At 39.3% G+C, this 16,543-nt stretch carries 16 protein-coding genes; 4 read left to right on the top strand and 12 right to left on the bottom strand.

Features of this window, described 5'->3' with window-relative positions:
* Positions 1–32: 32 nt before the first annotated feature.
* Both BLP92_RS11780 and BLP92_RS18275 read right to left on the bottom strand, forming a co-directional pair.
* Complete coding sequence (locus BLP92_RS11780) at positions 33–551, bottom strand: phosphatase PAP2 family protein (protein WP_244516829.1); 519 nt, start codon at positions 549–551, stop codon at positions 33–35.
* A gap of 32 nt (positions 552–583) precedes the next feature.
* Positions 584–718, bottom strand: coding sequence for a hypothetical protein (locus BLP92_RS18275; RefSeq protein ID WP_280138091.1), 135 nt, complete (start codon positions 716–718; stop codon positions 584–586).
* Between the two features lie 293 nt (positions 719–1,011).
* Between BLP92_RS18275 and BLP92_RS11775 the strand changes: the two genes are divergently transcribed.
* Positions 1,012–2,376 carry a DUF2254 domain-containing protein gene (locus tag BLP92_RS11775; protein WP_244516811.1) on the top strand — a complete coding sequence of 455 codons (1,365 nt, stop codon included), beginning with the start codon at positions 1,012–1,014 and terminating at the stop codon, positions 2,374–2,376.
* A gap of 55 nt (positions 2,377–2,431) precedes the next feature.
* Here BLP92_RS11775 and BLP92_RS11770 read toward each other — a convergent pair whose 3' ends face one another.
* From BLP92_RS11770 to BLP92_RS11740, 5 genes are all read right to left on the bottom strand, one after another.
* On the bottom strand, positions 2,432–4,090 hold the full coding sequence (locus BLP92_RS11770) for a Na/Pi cotransporter family protein (protein ID WP_090843152.1): 1,659 nt from the start codon (positions 4,088–4,090) through the stop codon (positions 2,432–2,434).
* A 218-nt stretch (positions 4,091–4,308) separates the two neighbouring features.
* Positions 4,309–4,809, bottom strand: coding sequence for a ferritin (locus BLP92_RS11765; protein WP_090843151.1), 501 nt, complete (start codon positions 4,807–4,809; stop codon positions 4,309–4,311).
* Between the two features lie 244 nt (positions 4,810–5,053).
* Positions 5,054–5,626, bottom strand: a complete 573-nt coding sequence (locus tag BLP92_RS11760; protein ID WP_090843150.1) for a nitroreductase family protein — start codon at positions 5,624–5,626, stop codon at positions 5,054–5,056.
* 25 nt (positions 5,627–5,651) lie between these two features.
* Positions 5,652–6,218, bottom strand: coding sequence for a nitroreductase family protein (locus BLP92_RS11755; protein ID WP_090843149.1), 567 nt, complete (start codon positions 6,216–6,218; stop codon positions 5,652–5,654).
* Between the two features lie 1,255 nt (positions 6,219–7,473).
* Complete coding sequence (locus BLP92_RS11740; RefSeq protein WP_090843146.1) at positions 7,474–7,683, bottom strand: hypothetical protein; 210 nt, start codon at positions 7,681–7,683, stop codon at positions 7,474–7,476.
* A gap of 197 nt (positions 7,684–7,880) precedes the next feature.
* On the opposite strand from BLP92_RS11740, the gene BLP92_RS11735 reads away from it, so the two are divergent.
* Positions 7,881–8,723, top strand: coding sequence for an NAD-dependent epimerase/dehydratase family protein (locus BLP92_RS11735; protein ID WP_090843145.1), 843 nt, complete (start codon positions 7,881–7,883; stop codon positions 8,721–8,723).
* A gap of 273 nt (positions 8,724–8,996) precedes the next feature.
* A complete protein-coding gene (locus BLP92_RS11730; RefSeq protein WP_175444274.1) occupies positions 8,997–9,323 on the top strand; it encodes a DUF3139 domain-containing protein in 327 nt (108 codons plus the stop codon).
* A 33-nt stretch (positions 9,324–9,356) separates the two neighbouring features.
* Here the strand turns inward: BLP92_RS11730 and BLP92_RS11725 are convergent, their stop codons facing one another.
* From BLP92_RS11725 to mmuM, 5 genes are all read right to left on the bottom strand, one after another.
* On the bottom strand, positions 9,357–10,280 hold the full coding sequence (locus BLP92_RS11725; protein ID WP_090843143.1) for an ArsA family ATPase: 924 nt from the start codon (positions 10,278–10,280) through the stop codon (positions 9,357–9,359).
* A gap of 22 nt (positions 10,281–10,302) precedes the next feature.
* On the bottom strand, positions 10,303–10,560 hold the full coding sequence (locus tag BLP92_RS11720) for a cory-CC-star protein (RefSeq protein ID WP_090843142.1): 258 nt from the start codon (positions 10,558–10,560) through the stop codon (positions 10,303–10,305).
* Positions 10,561–11,244: 684 nt separating this feature from the next.
* Entirely contained in the window at positions 11,245–12,978 is a 1,734-nt protein-coding gene (locus tag BLP92_RS11710; protein WP_090843140.1) for a carbon starvation CstA family protein, read from the bottom strand.
* A 321-nt stretch (positions 12,979–13,299) separates the two neighbouring features.
* The gene (locus BLP92_RS11705; protein ID WP_090843139.1) at positions 13,300–14,034 is read right to left on the bottom strand and encodes an MOSC domain-containing protein; all 735 of its coding nucleotides are present in this window, start codon (positions 14,032–14,034) and stop codon (positions 13,300–13,302) included.
* 2 nt (positions 14,035–14,036) lie between these two features.
* On the bottom strand, positions 14,037–14,978 hold the full coding sequence (gene mmuM, locus BLP92_RS11700; protein WP_090843138.1) for a homocysteine S-methyltransferase: 942 nt from the start codon (positions 14,976–14,978) through the stop codon (positions 14,037–14,039).
* Positions 14,979–15,171: 193 nt separating this feature from the next.
* Between mmuM and BLP92_RS11695 the strand changes: the two genes are divergently transcribed.
* Positions 15,172–16,440 carry an MFS transporter gene (locus BLP92_RS11695; protein WP_090843137.1) on the top strand — a complete coding sequence of 423 codons (1,269 nt, stop codon included), beginning with the start codon at positions 15,172–15,174 and terminating at the stop codon, positions 16,438–16,440.
* Positions 16,441–16,543: the final 103 nt, after the last annotated feature.

The following is a 16,543-nucleotide window of genomic DNA, read 5'->3' as shown; positions in this document are numbered from 1 at the left end:
GAAGGCTGGAACAGTTAAAAAAGAAAATCAATTTACACAGACAAATTCAAGTGCGGACGGATTTTCGTCATAAAATAAAAAAATATTCCTCCCAGCAGAATTGATGCGGCAGCATCAGAGATATAATGGTAGTTTAAATATATTCTGCTGAAAGCTACCAGCAGGATAAGAATCCCCCCGATTGAAAGAACCCAATTTTTACTTTTTGTCTGCAGTGGAACTAGCTTAAATAATAAAAACGTCAACACCAGCATTAAAAGAGTAATCCTCATAGTATGTCCGCTTGGAAAGCTGTAGGAAGCCATTTCAAAATTCACGCCAAATGCTTCTATAAATTTGGATTCCCCAGGTCTTTCTCTATTGATAAACAACTTAAGTATAAAATTGTAAGCTATCCCGCCAATAATTACTATATTGATCCACACTGCTTCTTTTATTTTACGATAAACGACCAGCAGAATAGAAAGTAATGCAGCCGCAATGATAGATAATTCCACCGCCCCGAGGAAAGTCACATAAATCATAAAAGAATCCAGAAACTCTGTCTTCATTTCTCCCACTCACCCATTTCTCCTAAGTCAACTTACTGAAACATTTTTATATCAAATACAAAATGCAGTATTAAAAAAAACACTATCATCATGGTAACTCCAATAATAAGTCCAGTGAAAGCTTCCCTTACTCCATCGTCATGAGATTTATCGGTTTTCGAGCTCACTTTTCTGCTTCCTCCTTCTGGAAATATAACGCCGTACTCTCTTTATTTTCCCGAAAACAATTCCAAGAAAAAGTAAAGTTAGCTTATTATAGATCCATGCATGAGCCAAGTAAATATATTTTTTCAATTTACTTTATTCTACATAAATCGTTGCAGCAGCATACATTTTCTTTCTCAGTCTTATAAAATACGGCTGGAAAATATTTCTTTTGGAAGCAGGTGTTTTAATGAGTTGATTTCCGGGAAAGTAAGATTAGTTTTGCATTTTTAATCAGAAAGAAAGGAGAACCATCTTGAAAAACATTATCCCTCCATCCTTAAGAAAATATCTGCAGATGTCGAAGCGGGAAAGAAAATATGAAATGCAGTCAACTCTATGGTATATGCCATTACTTTATGTTTCTTCGTCAGTAGTGCTTGTGGTACTGACATTAATTCTTGATTTGACCCTGGATATTGAACAATACACTCCGGATATCCTCCATATAGATGAGGATATTACCCGTATGCTTGTCAGTACGCTTATCGGCGGTATATTAACACTTAGTGCTTTCACACTGAACTCACTGCTTGTTGTACTTACTACCTTCAGTGGACAGTTTTCACCGCGGATGCTTCTTAACTTTGTAGCAGATAAACGAACCCAGCACGCACTCGGCGTATTTAACGGGAGCTTTGTGTATGTGCTGCTGGTATTTCTGTTTATTGGAAGCACGCAGCTGGAATTTTTTGTTGCTGTACCAATTACTACTATTTTTCTCGCTTTTCTCACTGCAATGACTTTTATTTATTTTATTAATCACGCTACCACCTGGATGCAGGTCCACAATATTACTAATACAATGAAAGAAAACTCCCAGAAAATTATTAGAGAAACTTTAAGTGAAGATCTGGAAGTATTTCGTGCTGCATCTCCCGGTGATTTAATGAAAGATCAACAGGAAGAATTTATCACCATTACTGCCTTTAAAAATGGCTATATCCAGCTGGCTGATTACAGAGCTATGATTCAAAAAGCAAGAGAGGATAACATTATCCTCCAATTTCATGTCCGTACCGGGGATTTTATTTTAAAAGGAAATCGTCTCTTCAGCTATTGGGGCCCGGGAGCTGAAGAGGTAGATATAAAAAATTATACGAAATTAATTCAGATAGGCCATAAAGAGCTGGAACTTCAAGATATTCACATGGGAATGAATAAACTGGCGGAAATTGCTATTAAATCTTTAGGGAATAATGATCCTAAAACAGCGGTAACTACGATCCACCAAATGGCTGAGTTAATGCTTGCTGTAGAGGACTATATTACTTTCACTCCTTACCTGAAAGATAAAAACGAACAGGTGAGAGTTATTTTAGTTAAAGAAACTTTCGAGTCCTACCTTTACAGAGGATTCGGTCTTATCCGGTATTATGCAAAAAATGATTTTATTATTCTCACTGAAATTATTGGCAGCATGAAACGTCTTGCAGGGTCACTCGACCAATCAAAGCATGAAGTGTTATGGGAATTTTCGTCTAATATTCTGGAACAAGTTGATCCTTATCAGTCATACAGGCTGGATTTGAGATTCATGCTTGATTCTCTTCATCAGTTGTCGGAAGTAACAGGATATGAGGAAGAATACAAAAAAATTGAAGCATCCCTCACCCACTAAAAAAGAGCGGCACTGGAAAATATTCCGTGCCGCTCTTAAGTGCTGTTTTCACGAATTATGTGGCAGGTACTGTAGCAGCATGCGTTTCCTGGTTTAATTGGATAACACTTTCTGCCATATTGGAAGCGTGGTCTCCTATTCTTTCCAGGTTGCTCAGCATATCTAAAAATACCATTCCGCTAGCCCCAGTACATATTCCATTGTTCATTCGCTGCACGTGCGATTTTCTGCCTTCTTTTTCTGCCTCATCAATCCGTCCCTCTAACTCCAGTACTTCCATCGCTGCATTAAGGTCAAGATTTTCCAAAGCACGGAGAGCTGCAGAGAAAGCTTCAGAAGTAATAGCAATCATTTCTTCTAATTCTTTCGTACCTTCCTCAGAAAAGTTAATTTTATGTGCCATAGAGTATTCTGAAAGCTCCATTAAATTCTCGCAGTGATCTCCCACTCTTTCAATATCAGTTACGTTATGCATCAACTGAGAATGAATCGCAGACTGTTCCTGATTCATTGACTTTCCTGAGATTTGCGTTAAATAATCTACTATTTCTCTATTTAAATCGTTAATAATTTCCTCTTTACGTTTTGTACGCTCTCCTTCTTTTGGATCCTGCTTAATGAGCATATTTGTAGAATGGAAAACATTTTCTTTTGCCAAAGTTCCCATATGCACTACTTCATGGCGTGCTTTCTCCAGCGCAAAGGAAGGCTGTTTGATTAAAGCCGGCTCCAGGTGCTGAGGACCATGTTCGATAATATCGTCTTCTCCACGAATGATTTTCGTAATGAAGTAAGCGTAAAAAGCAATTAACGGGAATTGCAGCAGTACGTTCACTGAGTTAAACAACCCGTGTGCATATGCTATTTCCCGGGCAATATCTCCTCCAAAAACAGAAGACATCCACACGACAGTGATCTGGACAATTGGAAGAATAATCAGGAATAATATTGTTCCAGTTACGTTAAATATTACGTGTACGAGTGCCGCTCTTCTTGCAGCGAGTGTAGCTCCAATAGATGCGAGTACCGCTGTTATTGTAGTTCCGATGTTGTCACCAAACAATATAGGAAGTGCCTGATCCAATGTTACCAGGCCATCAACTGCCATTGTCTGAAGCACACCAATCGCTGCAGATGAACTTTGTACGAGCATAGTAAATACAGTACCCGCTACTACCCCGAGGATAGGATTCTGCCCGAGCGTAGCCATCATATCTACGAATACCTGGGAATCACGGAACGGGTAGAGTCCTTCTGACATCGTATTCAGCCCAAAAAAGATCATACCAAAACCGAAGAAAATCTGGCCAAAGTTATTTACAATTTTTTTGCTGAAAAAGAATATTAAAAATGTACCAAAAGCAAGTATCGGCAATGCATAATCGCCTATTTTAAAAGAAATTAAAAATGCAGTTGCTGTCGTACCCAGATTCGCTCCCATTAACATAGGAATAGCTCTGCGAAAAGTAAGCAGGCCTGCGTTTACAAGGCCGATGATCATTACTGTAGAACCGGTAGAAGTCTGTAACAATACAGTTACAAGCATTCCGGCAAATACACCCCGTACTGGATTTTTCGTGGCTGCCTCAAGAATCTTTCTTAGTTTTTCCCCGGCAGTTTTTTGCAAACCATCACTCATATATTTAATACCAAAGAGGAAAATTCCTAATCCTCCAAGAAATAAAAATAGCATTGATTGAATATCCATTTCCATACAAGTTATCTCTCCAATCGCTTCTGGTTGTTTTTTGACTCTATGGACTACAATATCAATCAATTATTAATCTATTGTTAGGCAATTATTAATTTATTGTAAATTTTTTAAATGAAATATAATTGAGAGTTTCTTTTGGGCTGGAATTGAACAAACAAAAAGCAGCAGAGGATTACTTCTTTTACCTCTGCTGCTTCCTGTTTTAAATTCAATTTAAATTAATTAGCTTCAAACGTTCTTTTCCCTAATTCAATATCCATTGTTTCAAAAGCGTGGCTGTCATTTTGAATTCTTTTTAACCTTTGAATCAAGGCGTCAAAAGAGGCTTCTTCTTCCACCTGTTCATCGACAAACCAATTTAAAAACGTCAGAGTCGCATGCTCTCTCTCGTCCATCGCAAGGTCAGCCAGCCGATAAATTCTGCGTGTAACTTCCTTTTCATGGCCCAGAGACTGCTCAAATGCATCAAGTACATCATTGAATGTGTTTACAGGTTCATCCATTGCGCTAATGCTTGCTCTTTCTCCCATGTCGTTAATAAAATTATAAAACTTCATTGCATGATATCTTTCTTCTTCTGCCTGGACAAGAAAAAAATTTGCAAATCCATCAAGACTTTTTGCAGAACAGTAGGCTGCTGTTGCCAGGTAAACGTGTGCGGAATAAAATTCATAATTCATTTGTTCATTTAATGCATCTGTCAGCGTTTTGCTTAGCAAATGAAAAACCTCCTGTTTAATTTACTTTCTTTGAAAACTCATCAGTTATTATACTGCTGTAGGTTTACTTTAAAAAATGAAGCGTGGCATTGTCAAGGATTTAAATTCCTTATAATTCCAGTCAGATGCTTTCATTAGGTCCTCCCTGTAACTGAATCTTATATCGATTTAGATTACCGATTTATATATAGAGAAGACAAACAATATCTTTCTATATACTTTTGGTTGAATTCCTATGAATGCTTTATGAAATTGATTCAAGCTTCACTCCTGTCTGCACAAAATAATCATCATCCTGCAGATATCCCACATGCAAAGTGCCTTTAATCTCTTCTCCACTTTTCAGTTCAAATACATCTTCTGCATTTTTGCTCCAATGATATTCATTCGTCTTCCATACAATCCCCAGTTTTTCTTTCCATGCATTGCGCTGCAATGCCTGAATAAAAGAAGTAACCTGATTAAATTTCCTGTTTTCAGCAGCTGGGGTTCGACTGTTTTTGGCTATTACTAAAACATGCATAGGGATTTTCATATAATAATGGCTTAGTGTTTCAGGATATTTTTCTTTTGCTTTACGGGTATATGCCGTTTGAATCAATTCTTTCGAAAAAATTTCTTTCTTATTTCCCGAGAAGATTAAAAATCTCCAGTTTTCATGTAGTTGCTCATCCGCCTCCAGTGATGTCTGCTGTAACAACTCACGCATGCAGCTTTCGTTTACTTCACGATTGCTGAACTTGTTCATCATTCTGTGCTCCCGGATCATTTGGCTTATTACGGTTTTCATCATCGAAGCTTCTGTTGGAGTCATCATGAAAACTTTCCTCCTCTCCCGGCTGTTATTTTTGTCCGTAAATAGTGGATTTTTTCAACGGAGAAGTTCTTGGCTGTGCTTTTACACTATTATTTTTTTCAAAAAAACCTAAGTGAAGGAATCCTGCAATTTTTTCGTTTGTCTCCAAGTCCAGCAGTTTCTCTACCCCAGGATCATAAATATGCGGGTTTGTTTTCCATACAACCCCAAGATCTTTTTCCCAGGCAAGAAGCTGGAAATTATGAATAAGACAGCTTACAGCTCCGAAATCTTCATCCTGTTTTTTCTGTTCCTCTGATTTCGGCATGATGACAATTAAAAAAGCTGCAGGCTGTTCGAAGTACTTCCGCCTGTTTTCTCTTCTTTCCTCCGGAAAAAACGTAATCATATCTTCCACAAATTGGTTTTTATTTTCAGTTGGAACAATAATAAAGCGCCACGGTTCTCTTAATCCATGCGTTGGTGCCCATACCGCCTCCTCTAAAATACCCATGATAAATTTTTCAGTGACAGGTATATCCAGGTAATCTTTTTTTATAGATCGACGCTCTCGGATAGCTTTAGCAATCGGCGTGATAGTTTCAATTGTCATTGTAATCTCTCCTGATTTTATCAAGTTCAAAAATACACTGATAATCATTCTCATTGGAAAACAAAAAAAAGAAGAGGGGGAACCACTTGCTTAATTGAGAATGATTATCAATGATAATACAGTTTTTATCTTAACTTTTTATTCACTGTTCGTCAACTGATTTTCTGAATATTAATTTCAGATGGATATTCTTACGAACAACAGCGGCAAAATGATGTAACTATCCTTTTTGACAATTATTTAGACACTGAATGTTTTATAATTCATTCCAGAGTATTTATAAAGTTAGAAATGTTGAATTTTTACAGCTTTCTATGTATTAAGATTCTCCTCCAATTACCTGCTGAAGTCTGATGTTGATATAAGAAAAGTATGCCTGCGGCTCCATTTTCTGCGCTTGCCGCGGAGAAATCCTTCAGCTGTCCCTCCTTTGTAAGTTTGTCCAGAGACCGGACAAACTTTCGATCTTCACGCTTTCTTTTTCCGCAGGCGTCTTGAAAACCGCCTTGTCTTCGTTTTATTGATTGAAACCTTGTAATAGAAACACTCTTTTCTTTTATTTTACACAAGGAAGAACGGAGCGGAAAACGGTGTACGCCTGTGTAGAGAGTGAGCATTGCTCCACTCGACCAGCAGGCATCTTCACCAAAAACGTGAAGATGCCTTTAAGATCATTTGGTCGGCTGCGTAAATGCTTTCGGCGGTAAAAGTGCATACCGCCTGTGGAAGAACGGGCTGGGAAGATCCCGCGGCGAAGCGAGGAAGCGGAGGAGATCGTCCACGGCAGACCGGTTGTAGTGAAGTTTTCTATTATCAACAAGGAGCATTATCAGAGACACTCATGCAAAATTTTTGCACCATGAAGTATGAAAATTATTACTGCTGTGTAACGAAGGAGAGTACGCATGAGCGCAGCTGGAGAATCCAAGTGTCCTTCTGGAAGGTCACGAAGCACGAGCGGAATCGATCCTGGTTCTTCAAGACAGCATGGCGGTCTCTGCCCTGCTGTCTGTGGATCAATGGAAGCCGTGCCTGTGAGAGAAATTAGTCGAGAACAAGCCCTTGGGAAGCCTCTCCGAAAGTGAAGCAGCAGTATTCCTTCTTTTTAGCGGAACTTTTATTTTCAAGGCAGCTTTTAACATAACAAACAAGAATTATGTAAGAAATTTAAACGCTCGTAAATTCGATCAATATAACTTATTATGAAATTGGTCTACACAAATAAACCGGAAGAAGTTTTTCCTCCGGCCATTTGTTACTCTTCAGGTTCATTTACTTCGTTAAATTCTTCTGCTTCCTCGACGTTGTTGCCTACTTCTTCATTCGCTTCATTTTCATTATAAAGTTCATTGTTTTCCGGATCTGTTTCTGAAACATCCGGTTCATTATTTACTTCACTGTTTCCACAGGCAGTAAGGAAAGCAGCCAGCATGATAATATAAATTAATTGATGCATTTTTTTCATAGCAGCACCCCCTGTTAATATAATAGTTTTCAAATTCCTGTTTTCAGCTTAGATAAAACCTTTTTTCTGAAGCTTATTAATTATTGTTGGTATTTCCTGATGTAAAGAGGCACTTTTGTTGGTGCAGATTTCCTTCTCTGCTATACTAAAGCAAGTGTAGGTAAGCGCTTAATTAACTGGAAGGGGAGTTATATTTCATGAAAAAAGTAGTTGTTACAGGAGGCAGCGGCCTTCTTGGTAAATGGGTGCTGAAAGAGTTTGTTAACAGTGGTTATCACGTAGTAAATGCAGATGTAAAAAAACCCGATGAAGCAATTTGCGATACAGTTATTGTGGACTTAACGGACTTGGGAGAAGTATACGGTGTATTACAAGGGGCAGAAGCCGTCATTCATCTGGCTGCAATCCCTGTAGCTTATTCACATCCAAATGAAGTAACTTTTAAGAATAATACGATGGCTACATATAACATTCTGGAAGCCGCTGCAGGTCTTGGTATTCAAAAAGCTGTGCTTGCTTCCAGCGAATCATCTTATGGAATCTGTTTTGCTGAAGAGAGGTTTGATCCGCAGTATGTTCCTATTGATGAGGAACACCCGCAGCTTCCCGAGGATTCTTACGGGCTTTCAAAAATTGTGAATGAAGAAACAGCAAAAATGATTCACCGCCGAACCGGAATGCAGGTCGTAAGTTTCCGTTTAGGAAATGTGATTGCTCCTCCGATGTATGCTAATTTTCCTTCTTTTATTCATGATGCTTCGCAGCGTGACAGAATACTTTGGAGTTATATTGATACGCGTGATGCAGCTGCCGCCTGCAGAATGGCAGTGGAAAAAGATGGCTTAGGAGCTGTAGAGCTCAATCTTGCCTCCGATGATACGAGCATGGACATTCCGAGCCGGGAACTGATGAAAGCAGAGTTTCCAAATGTCCCCTTTAAAGAAGAAATTGGAGAATATGATTCATTATTAAGCAGTAAAAAAGCAAAAGAGCTACTTGGATGGCAGCCGGTGCATTTCTGGCGTGACAACGTAAAATAATTTTTTCAGTTTGCATTTACCTGAAAACGCCTTTCAACATGCAGAAATGCATGCGAAAGGCGTTTTATTATTACTGTTTCATCATGCCATCTCGTCCTGTCTTCTGCCTGAATCCTCTTATGCTCTACTATGTATGTATGCTCGGAAGACGATAAAACACGATGATTATTAGTACACTAATATTTTAAAGTACAGATGACATTGCACTTATTCCGGTCTTTTTTTATGATAAACAAGAAAGGAATTACAATAAAATGGAAAGGTGGATTGATTTTGAAAAAATCTGCTTTCATTTATTTGTTTCTGCTTACTGTATTAATCGCTTATTTCAGTTTAAATGCTATAACTTTAGGAAGTGAGCAGCACCTGGATCATTTGGAGACTAAAACTTTATCATACTTATCTGAAGAAAAAGGATATAAGGAATACCAGATAGCCGTTGTAAAGAGAGGATATGAAAACCGCACTAGTTTCAATAAAGATTACTATGTGAAGATTGCTTTTCATGACGAGCCTCTTATCTGGTACAAATATACTTTTGGAGCAGAACAGAAAGTATATCAAAGTGACTCCTCTGCAGAAGGGAAACATACTGAATAACTGAAATATTTTGTGTTAAAAGAGGGTAAGCGGTTAAAAGTTGCTGCTGAATGCCGCCAGCTCCTCCCTGCTTGTAATGTCATGAGAATATAAAGGAATATAAATCAGCTTCTTATTTTTGAATCTATTTTTAATATCCAGCAAATACTTCTCTTCATGCATTCTTCGCTGCTGCAGAAAATTTCCATCTGCTTCTTCCGGGAGCACTTTATTGATAATTAAAGTTTTAACGTCCAGCTGGTATTTCTCTAATAATTCCAGTGCTTTTTGTGTTTCAAGAATAGGGAGCCTTTCCGGGTTCAGTACAAAAATAAAAGCTGTACTTTGATTGTCCAGCAGGATTTCCCTGACCTTCGAAAATCTTTCCTGTCTTTCTTTTAACACGTCATAAATTGGATCTTCTACAGGTTCTCCATCATTTAGCAGCCGGCTGTAATTTTCTTTTGTTTTTCTCCGTTTCTTTAATAACCCTTCAATCCACACTCCCATTAATTCAGGTAACGAAAGCAAGCGGATCGTGTGTCCAGTGGGGGCTGTATCAAAAATCAATTTATCAAAATGATTGCTTTCTTCAAGAATAATAGAAATTAATTTATCAAATAATGCAGCTTCATCTGCTCCCGGAGAGGCTTTCGCTGTATCAAGCTGTCTGTGCACTTCCTCCATCATTCCGGAATGTACAGTATTTTTAATATTTTCTTTTACAGTTTCAATATATTTTTCTGTTTCTATATCCGGGTTTATTTCCAGTGCCGAGAGATGCGCACTGACCTTCGTAATCTCTCCTCCGATCTTTTGTCCAAATATATCTCCCAGATTATGCGCAGGATCTGTAGATATAAGAAGTGTTTTTTTCCCAGCCTCTGCAAAACGCCATGCAAGTGCAGCCGCCGAAGTAGACTTTCCCACTCCCCCTTTACCTCCTACGAAAATTACTTTTTCATTTAAAAGTTCCACTATAATCACACCTCTCATTCTTCTAGCAGCAGCGTATTCCATTCAATGGTGATTTATCCATTCCCATTCGCAGATGCCAGTCATGAAATTCTTCAAGCATATGGGGGTACAGCTCCAGTGTGTAATAATAAACTGGATTTGGTATTCCTAACATCTCTGAATAGAGAAGCAGCAAAAACAGGTCATCTTCCTCCCGAAGTTCACGGGCAATTTCCTGCTTATGATTTAAACTGATGACATCTTCATAATATTTAATGAGCTTCTTTACATGTTCCAGCATAATCAGCCCTCCTATGTACAGATTGAACAGCCTTCTGCTTCCATTGTAGCTTTTTTAATATCTGCATGTAACATTAAAAGGAGAGGTCTGGCAGGACCTCTCCTCTCAGACTGTTTATAAAGTAAGAAATTTGTATATTTATGATTTGCTGTGTATGGGTTCTCCTCCGCTTTCCGGCGGAACCTTGCCGTGGGGCTAGTCTTCAGCTATTTGCAATGCCTGCCGGCATTACAAAGGATCTTCAGACTGCGCTTAAATCCCACAGGCGTCCCCGCCGGGCGCTATGGAGAAAAGTTATTTCCGAAGAAAAAGTGTTCGTAGCTCTCCGGTTTCGTATAAAAACCATTGCCTCCCTTAATTATGCTGCAGTCGCAGAAGAGTCGACTCCTGGAGGATGAAGAACGATTCTTATATCTTCCCAAGTGTTTTACTGGGAAGATATAGTAAGCATGTGCGAAACCAGCCAATGATCTTGAAATCACTGGAAAGAGCTCTTTGCTTTCCAGTGATTTGGCTGCGTGAAGCCATGCTCCTCTTTTAAGAAAGCAGGTTAGCGGAGAGAGTTCCCTCCGGAAAGCGACCCTTCGGAGACAAAAGCATAAAATCGTATACTTATACAGAAAAATCAATTTTTCAACATCCTAAAAGGAGAGGTCTGGCAGGACCTCTCCTCTGATGTTCTTTTTACTCGTTATCCATCGTATTATCCATCTTACCTGACAATGCACTGAACGCAGTAACAGCAATCCAGAGGGCAAATACGAAATTAATAGCACCGAATACAAACAGCAGCAGATTGGAACCTTCATTCCACCAGCCCCATTGAAATACTACCTGCTGGAACAACGCAAACATTGTCATAAACAGGAGGAAGATCATTGGTATAAAAGTGAAAATATAATTTCTGCCTAATCGTTTTAACCATAGAGATACGAGGAGCAGACTGATTCCGGCTAAAAGCTGATTGGATGTTCCAAACAGCGGCCAGAGAAGATACCCGCCTGAGCCAAATCCCTGAGGCCCTTCCGGAATAAGAACTAGTGCCGCAGTAGAAGCAACAGCAATTGAAGTTGCCACGTGTGTTTTTGTCAGTACTGGAACATTATATTCAGTGCCCAGTTCAGAAATGATATACCGCATAAGTCTTACTGCTGTATCAAGCGTTGTAGCAGCAAAGCTTACTACTATAATAGAAACAATTGTAGTAGCAACACCCTGGGGAATAAGCAGTCCCTGTGCAAGATTTCCGGCTCCTTCCACAAAGTTTCCTAATCCTATCGCCCCTGCTTCTCCAAAGCTTGAATAAGCGCCTAAAAATTCATCTGCATTTGCAAACAGCGTAACTACAGCGAGAATGGAAACCAGCGCTAAAATGCCCTCTCCCACAGCTCCAAAGTAGCCTACAAACCGCGCGTCCGGTTCTTTGTTAAGCTGTTTTGAAGAAGTCCCTGAAGATACAAGACCGTGAAATCCTGATATAGCTCCGCATGCTATGGTAATAAATAAAAGTGGAAGCCAGGAAGTATCGGCGCCCGGGTTTGTAACCGGTGCTGTAATCTCAGGATTTGTGAGAAACAGTCCTAAATAAAGAATGGCAAGCCCTACTACTAATTGATGAGAATTAATAAAGTCTCTCGGCTGAAGAAGCTTCCAGACAGGAAGTGTAGATGCCACATATACATAAGCGAGCAGAATAAGAATCCAGATAAAGAATGCGGTGGAGACTGCTCCCATTCCAAATAGTCCTGCTGCCTCTTCTCCTCCCATATAACGTACAAGATCTATCTGCAGAAATTCTGTACCGCTTGCAATAATAGCTGTAGCGTACATTACTGCCAGTGCAATCAGAGATGGTACAAGCATGCTGATATTTTTCTTATAAACAGCATATCCTATCCAAATTGCTAAAGGAATTTGAATAAATACCGGTAGCACACTCGCTGGATATGTAATAAACAAATTCGCTATTACCCAGGCAAAAACTGCGTTTACCATCAAAACAAGAATTAAAATAATAAATAAGAATAAAATCTTTCCGCGCTGTCCAATTAATTTATTTGCCAGCGTGCCAATCGACTGGCCTTTGTTACGTACGGAAATTACCAATGTACCAAAATCGTGTACCCCTGCCGCAAACACCGTTCCGAACACTACCCAGAGCACTGCCGGGAGCCACCCCCAATAAACAGCGATAGCTGGTCCAAGTATCGGCGCTGCTCCAGCTACAGATGTAAAGTGATGCCCCCATAATATATATTTATTTGTAGGAACAAAATCTACACCGTCTTTGTACTTATGAGCAGGCGTAACATAATCAGGATCCAGGCGGAAAATTTTCTCTGCGATAAACTTAGAATAAAAGCGGTAGCCTAATGCAAAAATCACTAAACCACAAACTGCAACCAGTATAGCTGACATCCAGTTTCCCCCTCTGCTTTATTTTGGTAATCCTCCTTTTTGAAAGCGCTTTATCATGATGCTAAATACATTTTAGCAAACTTTTAAATATTGTACACTATTTAGAATATTTTGTTTTAATTTTCTCTATTACTTTATGATGAATGAATTTTTAAAATGAAAAGCTACCTTGTAAATAAAAGTTTTTTCAAAAAGAAGTAATCCTGCTTATTTAGAAGAAAACTCTAACTTTTAGGGGTCACTACCTAAGCCTCCGACTTTAGTGGGACAGCAATATAAACTTTCCTGCTTAAAAAAGCATTCTTTTCAGAGTGTTAAAATCTATTTCTCTTCCAACAGATAAACTTCATCATTTTGATGAATTGTCCCGCTGGTTTCTACTGCACAATATATACCAAACTGATTCTGCCGCTCTTTCACCACCGTTTTTAACAGAGCAGGATCGGATTCTGCCGTATCCGGATCTACTGTGATAATCATACAGCGGTCACAGGTTCTTTTCACTTTTAGTTTTACTTCTGTTCCTATGGATAATGTCTTTCCGATCCATCTTTCTTCAGTAAAAGGCTCTTCATCATTTAAAGATAGAATAAGATTGGGCCGAAAGCGTGCTGCGGCTATCTCTCCTCTTCCATATATCTTTTCTAATTTCTTTAGAGAAGCCTCTGTCACAATTAAAATATTTTCTTCTTCAATTGCTCCAAACGGTACATACTCTGGTGAATATGCTTCAAACGCAACTTCTCTTTTCGATGCAGTTTCTATTTTTTCTCTCAAAGTATTACTTTCCCACTGCAGTATTTCTCCCTGGGGTGAAGTAATCCGTAAAGGTGGAAACTGATTTTTATCGTCTGGCCCATCAAATTCGGCAGTATACTTTAACAGAGCAGGATATTGCGTAATTGTCAAAAATTTATCAGATCTTGTTTTATCTATTAATACATGGCTCCGATCTCCATATAATCCGTATGGCATCATTTCTATTTTTTTCACCTGCTGCCCACGCATGGACTTTACAGGATATCTTATTATTTGCTGCGCTTTTCCAATGTACATATTTACTCCTTCTTCCTTCCCCAGGCAGCTAAGTCTTTTATCTCTTCCGGACCAGTCCGGCAGCATCCTCCTATAAGTTGTGCCCCTTGTTCGTACCATATTTTAGCTTGGGAATTAAAATTCTCCTGTAAGGAAGCTCCTTCCCATTTATTTTCTGCTGCATTGTAAATTTCTCCTGAATTCGGATAAACAATCACAGGTTTGTCTGTGTGAGGTTTAATTTCTTTAATTAAACTGCTCACATATTGGAGCGGAGTGCAATTCACTCCAACCGCAGCTACTTGCTCGAATGAATCCAGCCAAGCAGCACATTCCCCGATACCGGTTCCCTCATTGATATGTTTTCCATCTTTCGCGCTGAAAGAAATCCATGCATATTTCCCGGGAAATTCATGCAGTACTTCTACAAAAGCCTGCACTTCCAGCAGCGAGGGTACTGTTTCCAGTGCCAGAATGTCAGCTCCGGCTTCTACTAACAATTCGACTCTTGGCCGATGAAAATTTTTTAATTCCTCTTTGGATACTCCATAGTTCCCTTTATATTCTGAACCATCAGCTAAATAAGCTCCGTATGGTCCTGCGGAACCGGCAATAATCGGCTTTGACCGGTCCAATCTGTTGTCTTTGCCGGACCAAAATTCATCTCTCGCTTCTGCTGCAAGCACTACTGATTTCCGGATAAGATTTGATGCCTCCGATAAGCTGTACCCTTTCTTTAAAAAACCTTCCATAGAAGCCTGATAACTTGCCGTAATAGCACAATCTGCCCCTGCGTTAAAATAATTCCTATGCACCTGCTTAATTTTTTCAGGCTCCTGCGCTAAAACTTTCGCAGACCACAGATCATCGTTTAAATCACACCCTTGCTTTTCCAATTCTGTTGCTAATGCTCCATCTAAAATAATTACCGGCTGGCTTTCCAGCATTTTCTCTAAGGGGTTCATCATTATTTTCCTTTCTTTCGTTTGAATTTGCTTTATTCTCTTATCTTTGTTTCAATATACCTTAACCCTATTCCTCTTTTTTTAAGAAATTTACCATTATACATTTCAATAAAATACGCATGTAAAGCCTTTCAAGAGGGTATATCTTTTATAAATAACCTATTAAATGCAGTTTAAGATAGAGGTGAGCACATTGAGTGAATATGAAGAAACCAAAACAGAACAAGAAGCAAAAGAAAATGAACAGGAATCGATGCCGGATAGTCATTCGAGCGATGACTCCTCACCTTCTCTTACACTTGGACTAGTCCCTGCACCGGAAGCAGCTTCTGACCTCTCAGACAGACTTTCTTCAGAACTTGCAGAGCTGCTTACATATTACGTAGATGATAAATACACATGGGATGTGGAAGTCGAAGTAGATCCTTTTATCGGCGTAAAAGAAGATGCTTCAGAGATATTTCAGCAGGCAGAAAAAATAAAAGAATCACACAACTGGGATTACACTATTTCTATTACAGATCTTCCCCTTTTTAAAAAAGGAAACTTTCTGGTTGCGGAAGTTGATGAGAGCCGGGCGATGGGACAGATTTCCCTCCCTTCGCTCGGAGCAGCCCCGCTCGTTCGAAGAGTGCGCGAAGCAGTTTTACAGCTGGTAAGCGAACTCCATCACGGCACCTCTGAGGAAGATCGTGATAAAGAACAGGAAAGAATAAAAGAAATTGGCCATCGGAGCGGCACAAATATAAATAAAATTGGTTCACGAGAATTAGTAAAAAGAGGTGTTTTCAAACGACTTGCCCCAATTTACAGGATGAGCTCAAATGACAAAGAAAATGATAAGGAAATTATGTATGTTGCCCGTCCAAAGCTGAATGGTTATATGCGTGTTGCTACAGGGATGGTTCGTGCTAATCACCCCTGGAAGATTATAACTACATTTAAAAGTGTAGTGGCTCTTGCTTTTACTACCGGGGCTTACGCTTTGATTTTTCCAACTTTATGGCAGCTTGGCGATGCTTATACGTGGTATCGGTCTTTAGCATTAATGCTTGTAGCTCTATCAGCAATGACTGCGTGGCTGATTATTTCACACGGGCTTTGGGAACCGAAACCAAAAGACTACAAAAAAATGCACTTAACCAGGCTGCATAACGCTTCCACCCTCCTGACGATAAGTGTTGGAGTTATATGTTATTATATCGTTCTCCTTCTCTGCTTTTTTATTGCTGTTTTCTTGTTTATTCCTCCAGCTATGCTGGAATCAGACAGCGGAATAGGAAGAGATGTAGGTCCGATGTATTACCTGTCATTAGCCTGGCTTGTTTCTTCTCTTGCTACTTGCATTGGTGCCTTAGGTGCCGGTCTTGAGGATGAAGAAACTGTATTAAATGGTACGTATGGTTATCGGCAGCGAATCAGAAAAGAGCAGGTGAAAAAGCAGGAGGAAAAGAAGGAATAAACACTTTGATGGGAAGCAGCTTCCCATCTTTTTTAGCTTGTTTTTAACTTTACTATGCAGTCAGTAATGCCAGTTAAATGAAAAGCTCTCTTTTTGAAAAACA

Source organism: Alkalicoccus daliensis (assembly GCF_900103955.1).
GTDB classification, from domain to species: Bacteria; Bacillota; Bacilli; order Bacillales; family Salisediminibacteriaceae; genus Alkalicoccus; species Alkalicoccus daliensis.
Note: the sequence above shows the minus strand (reverse complement) of the source record. Positions and strands in the feature narration are given on the sequence as shown.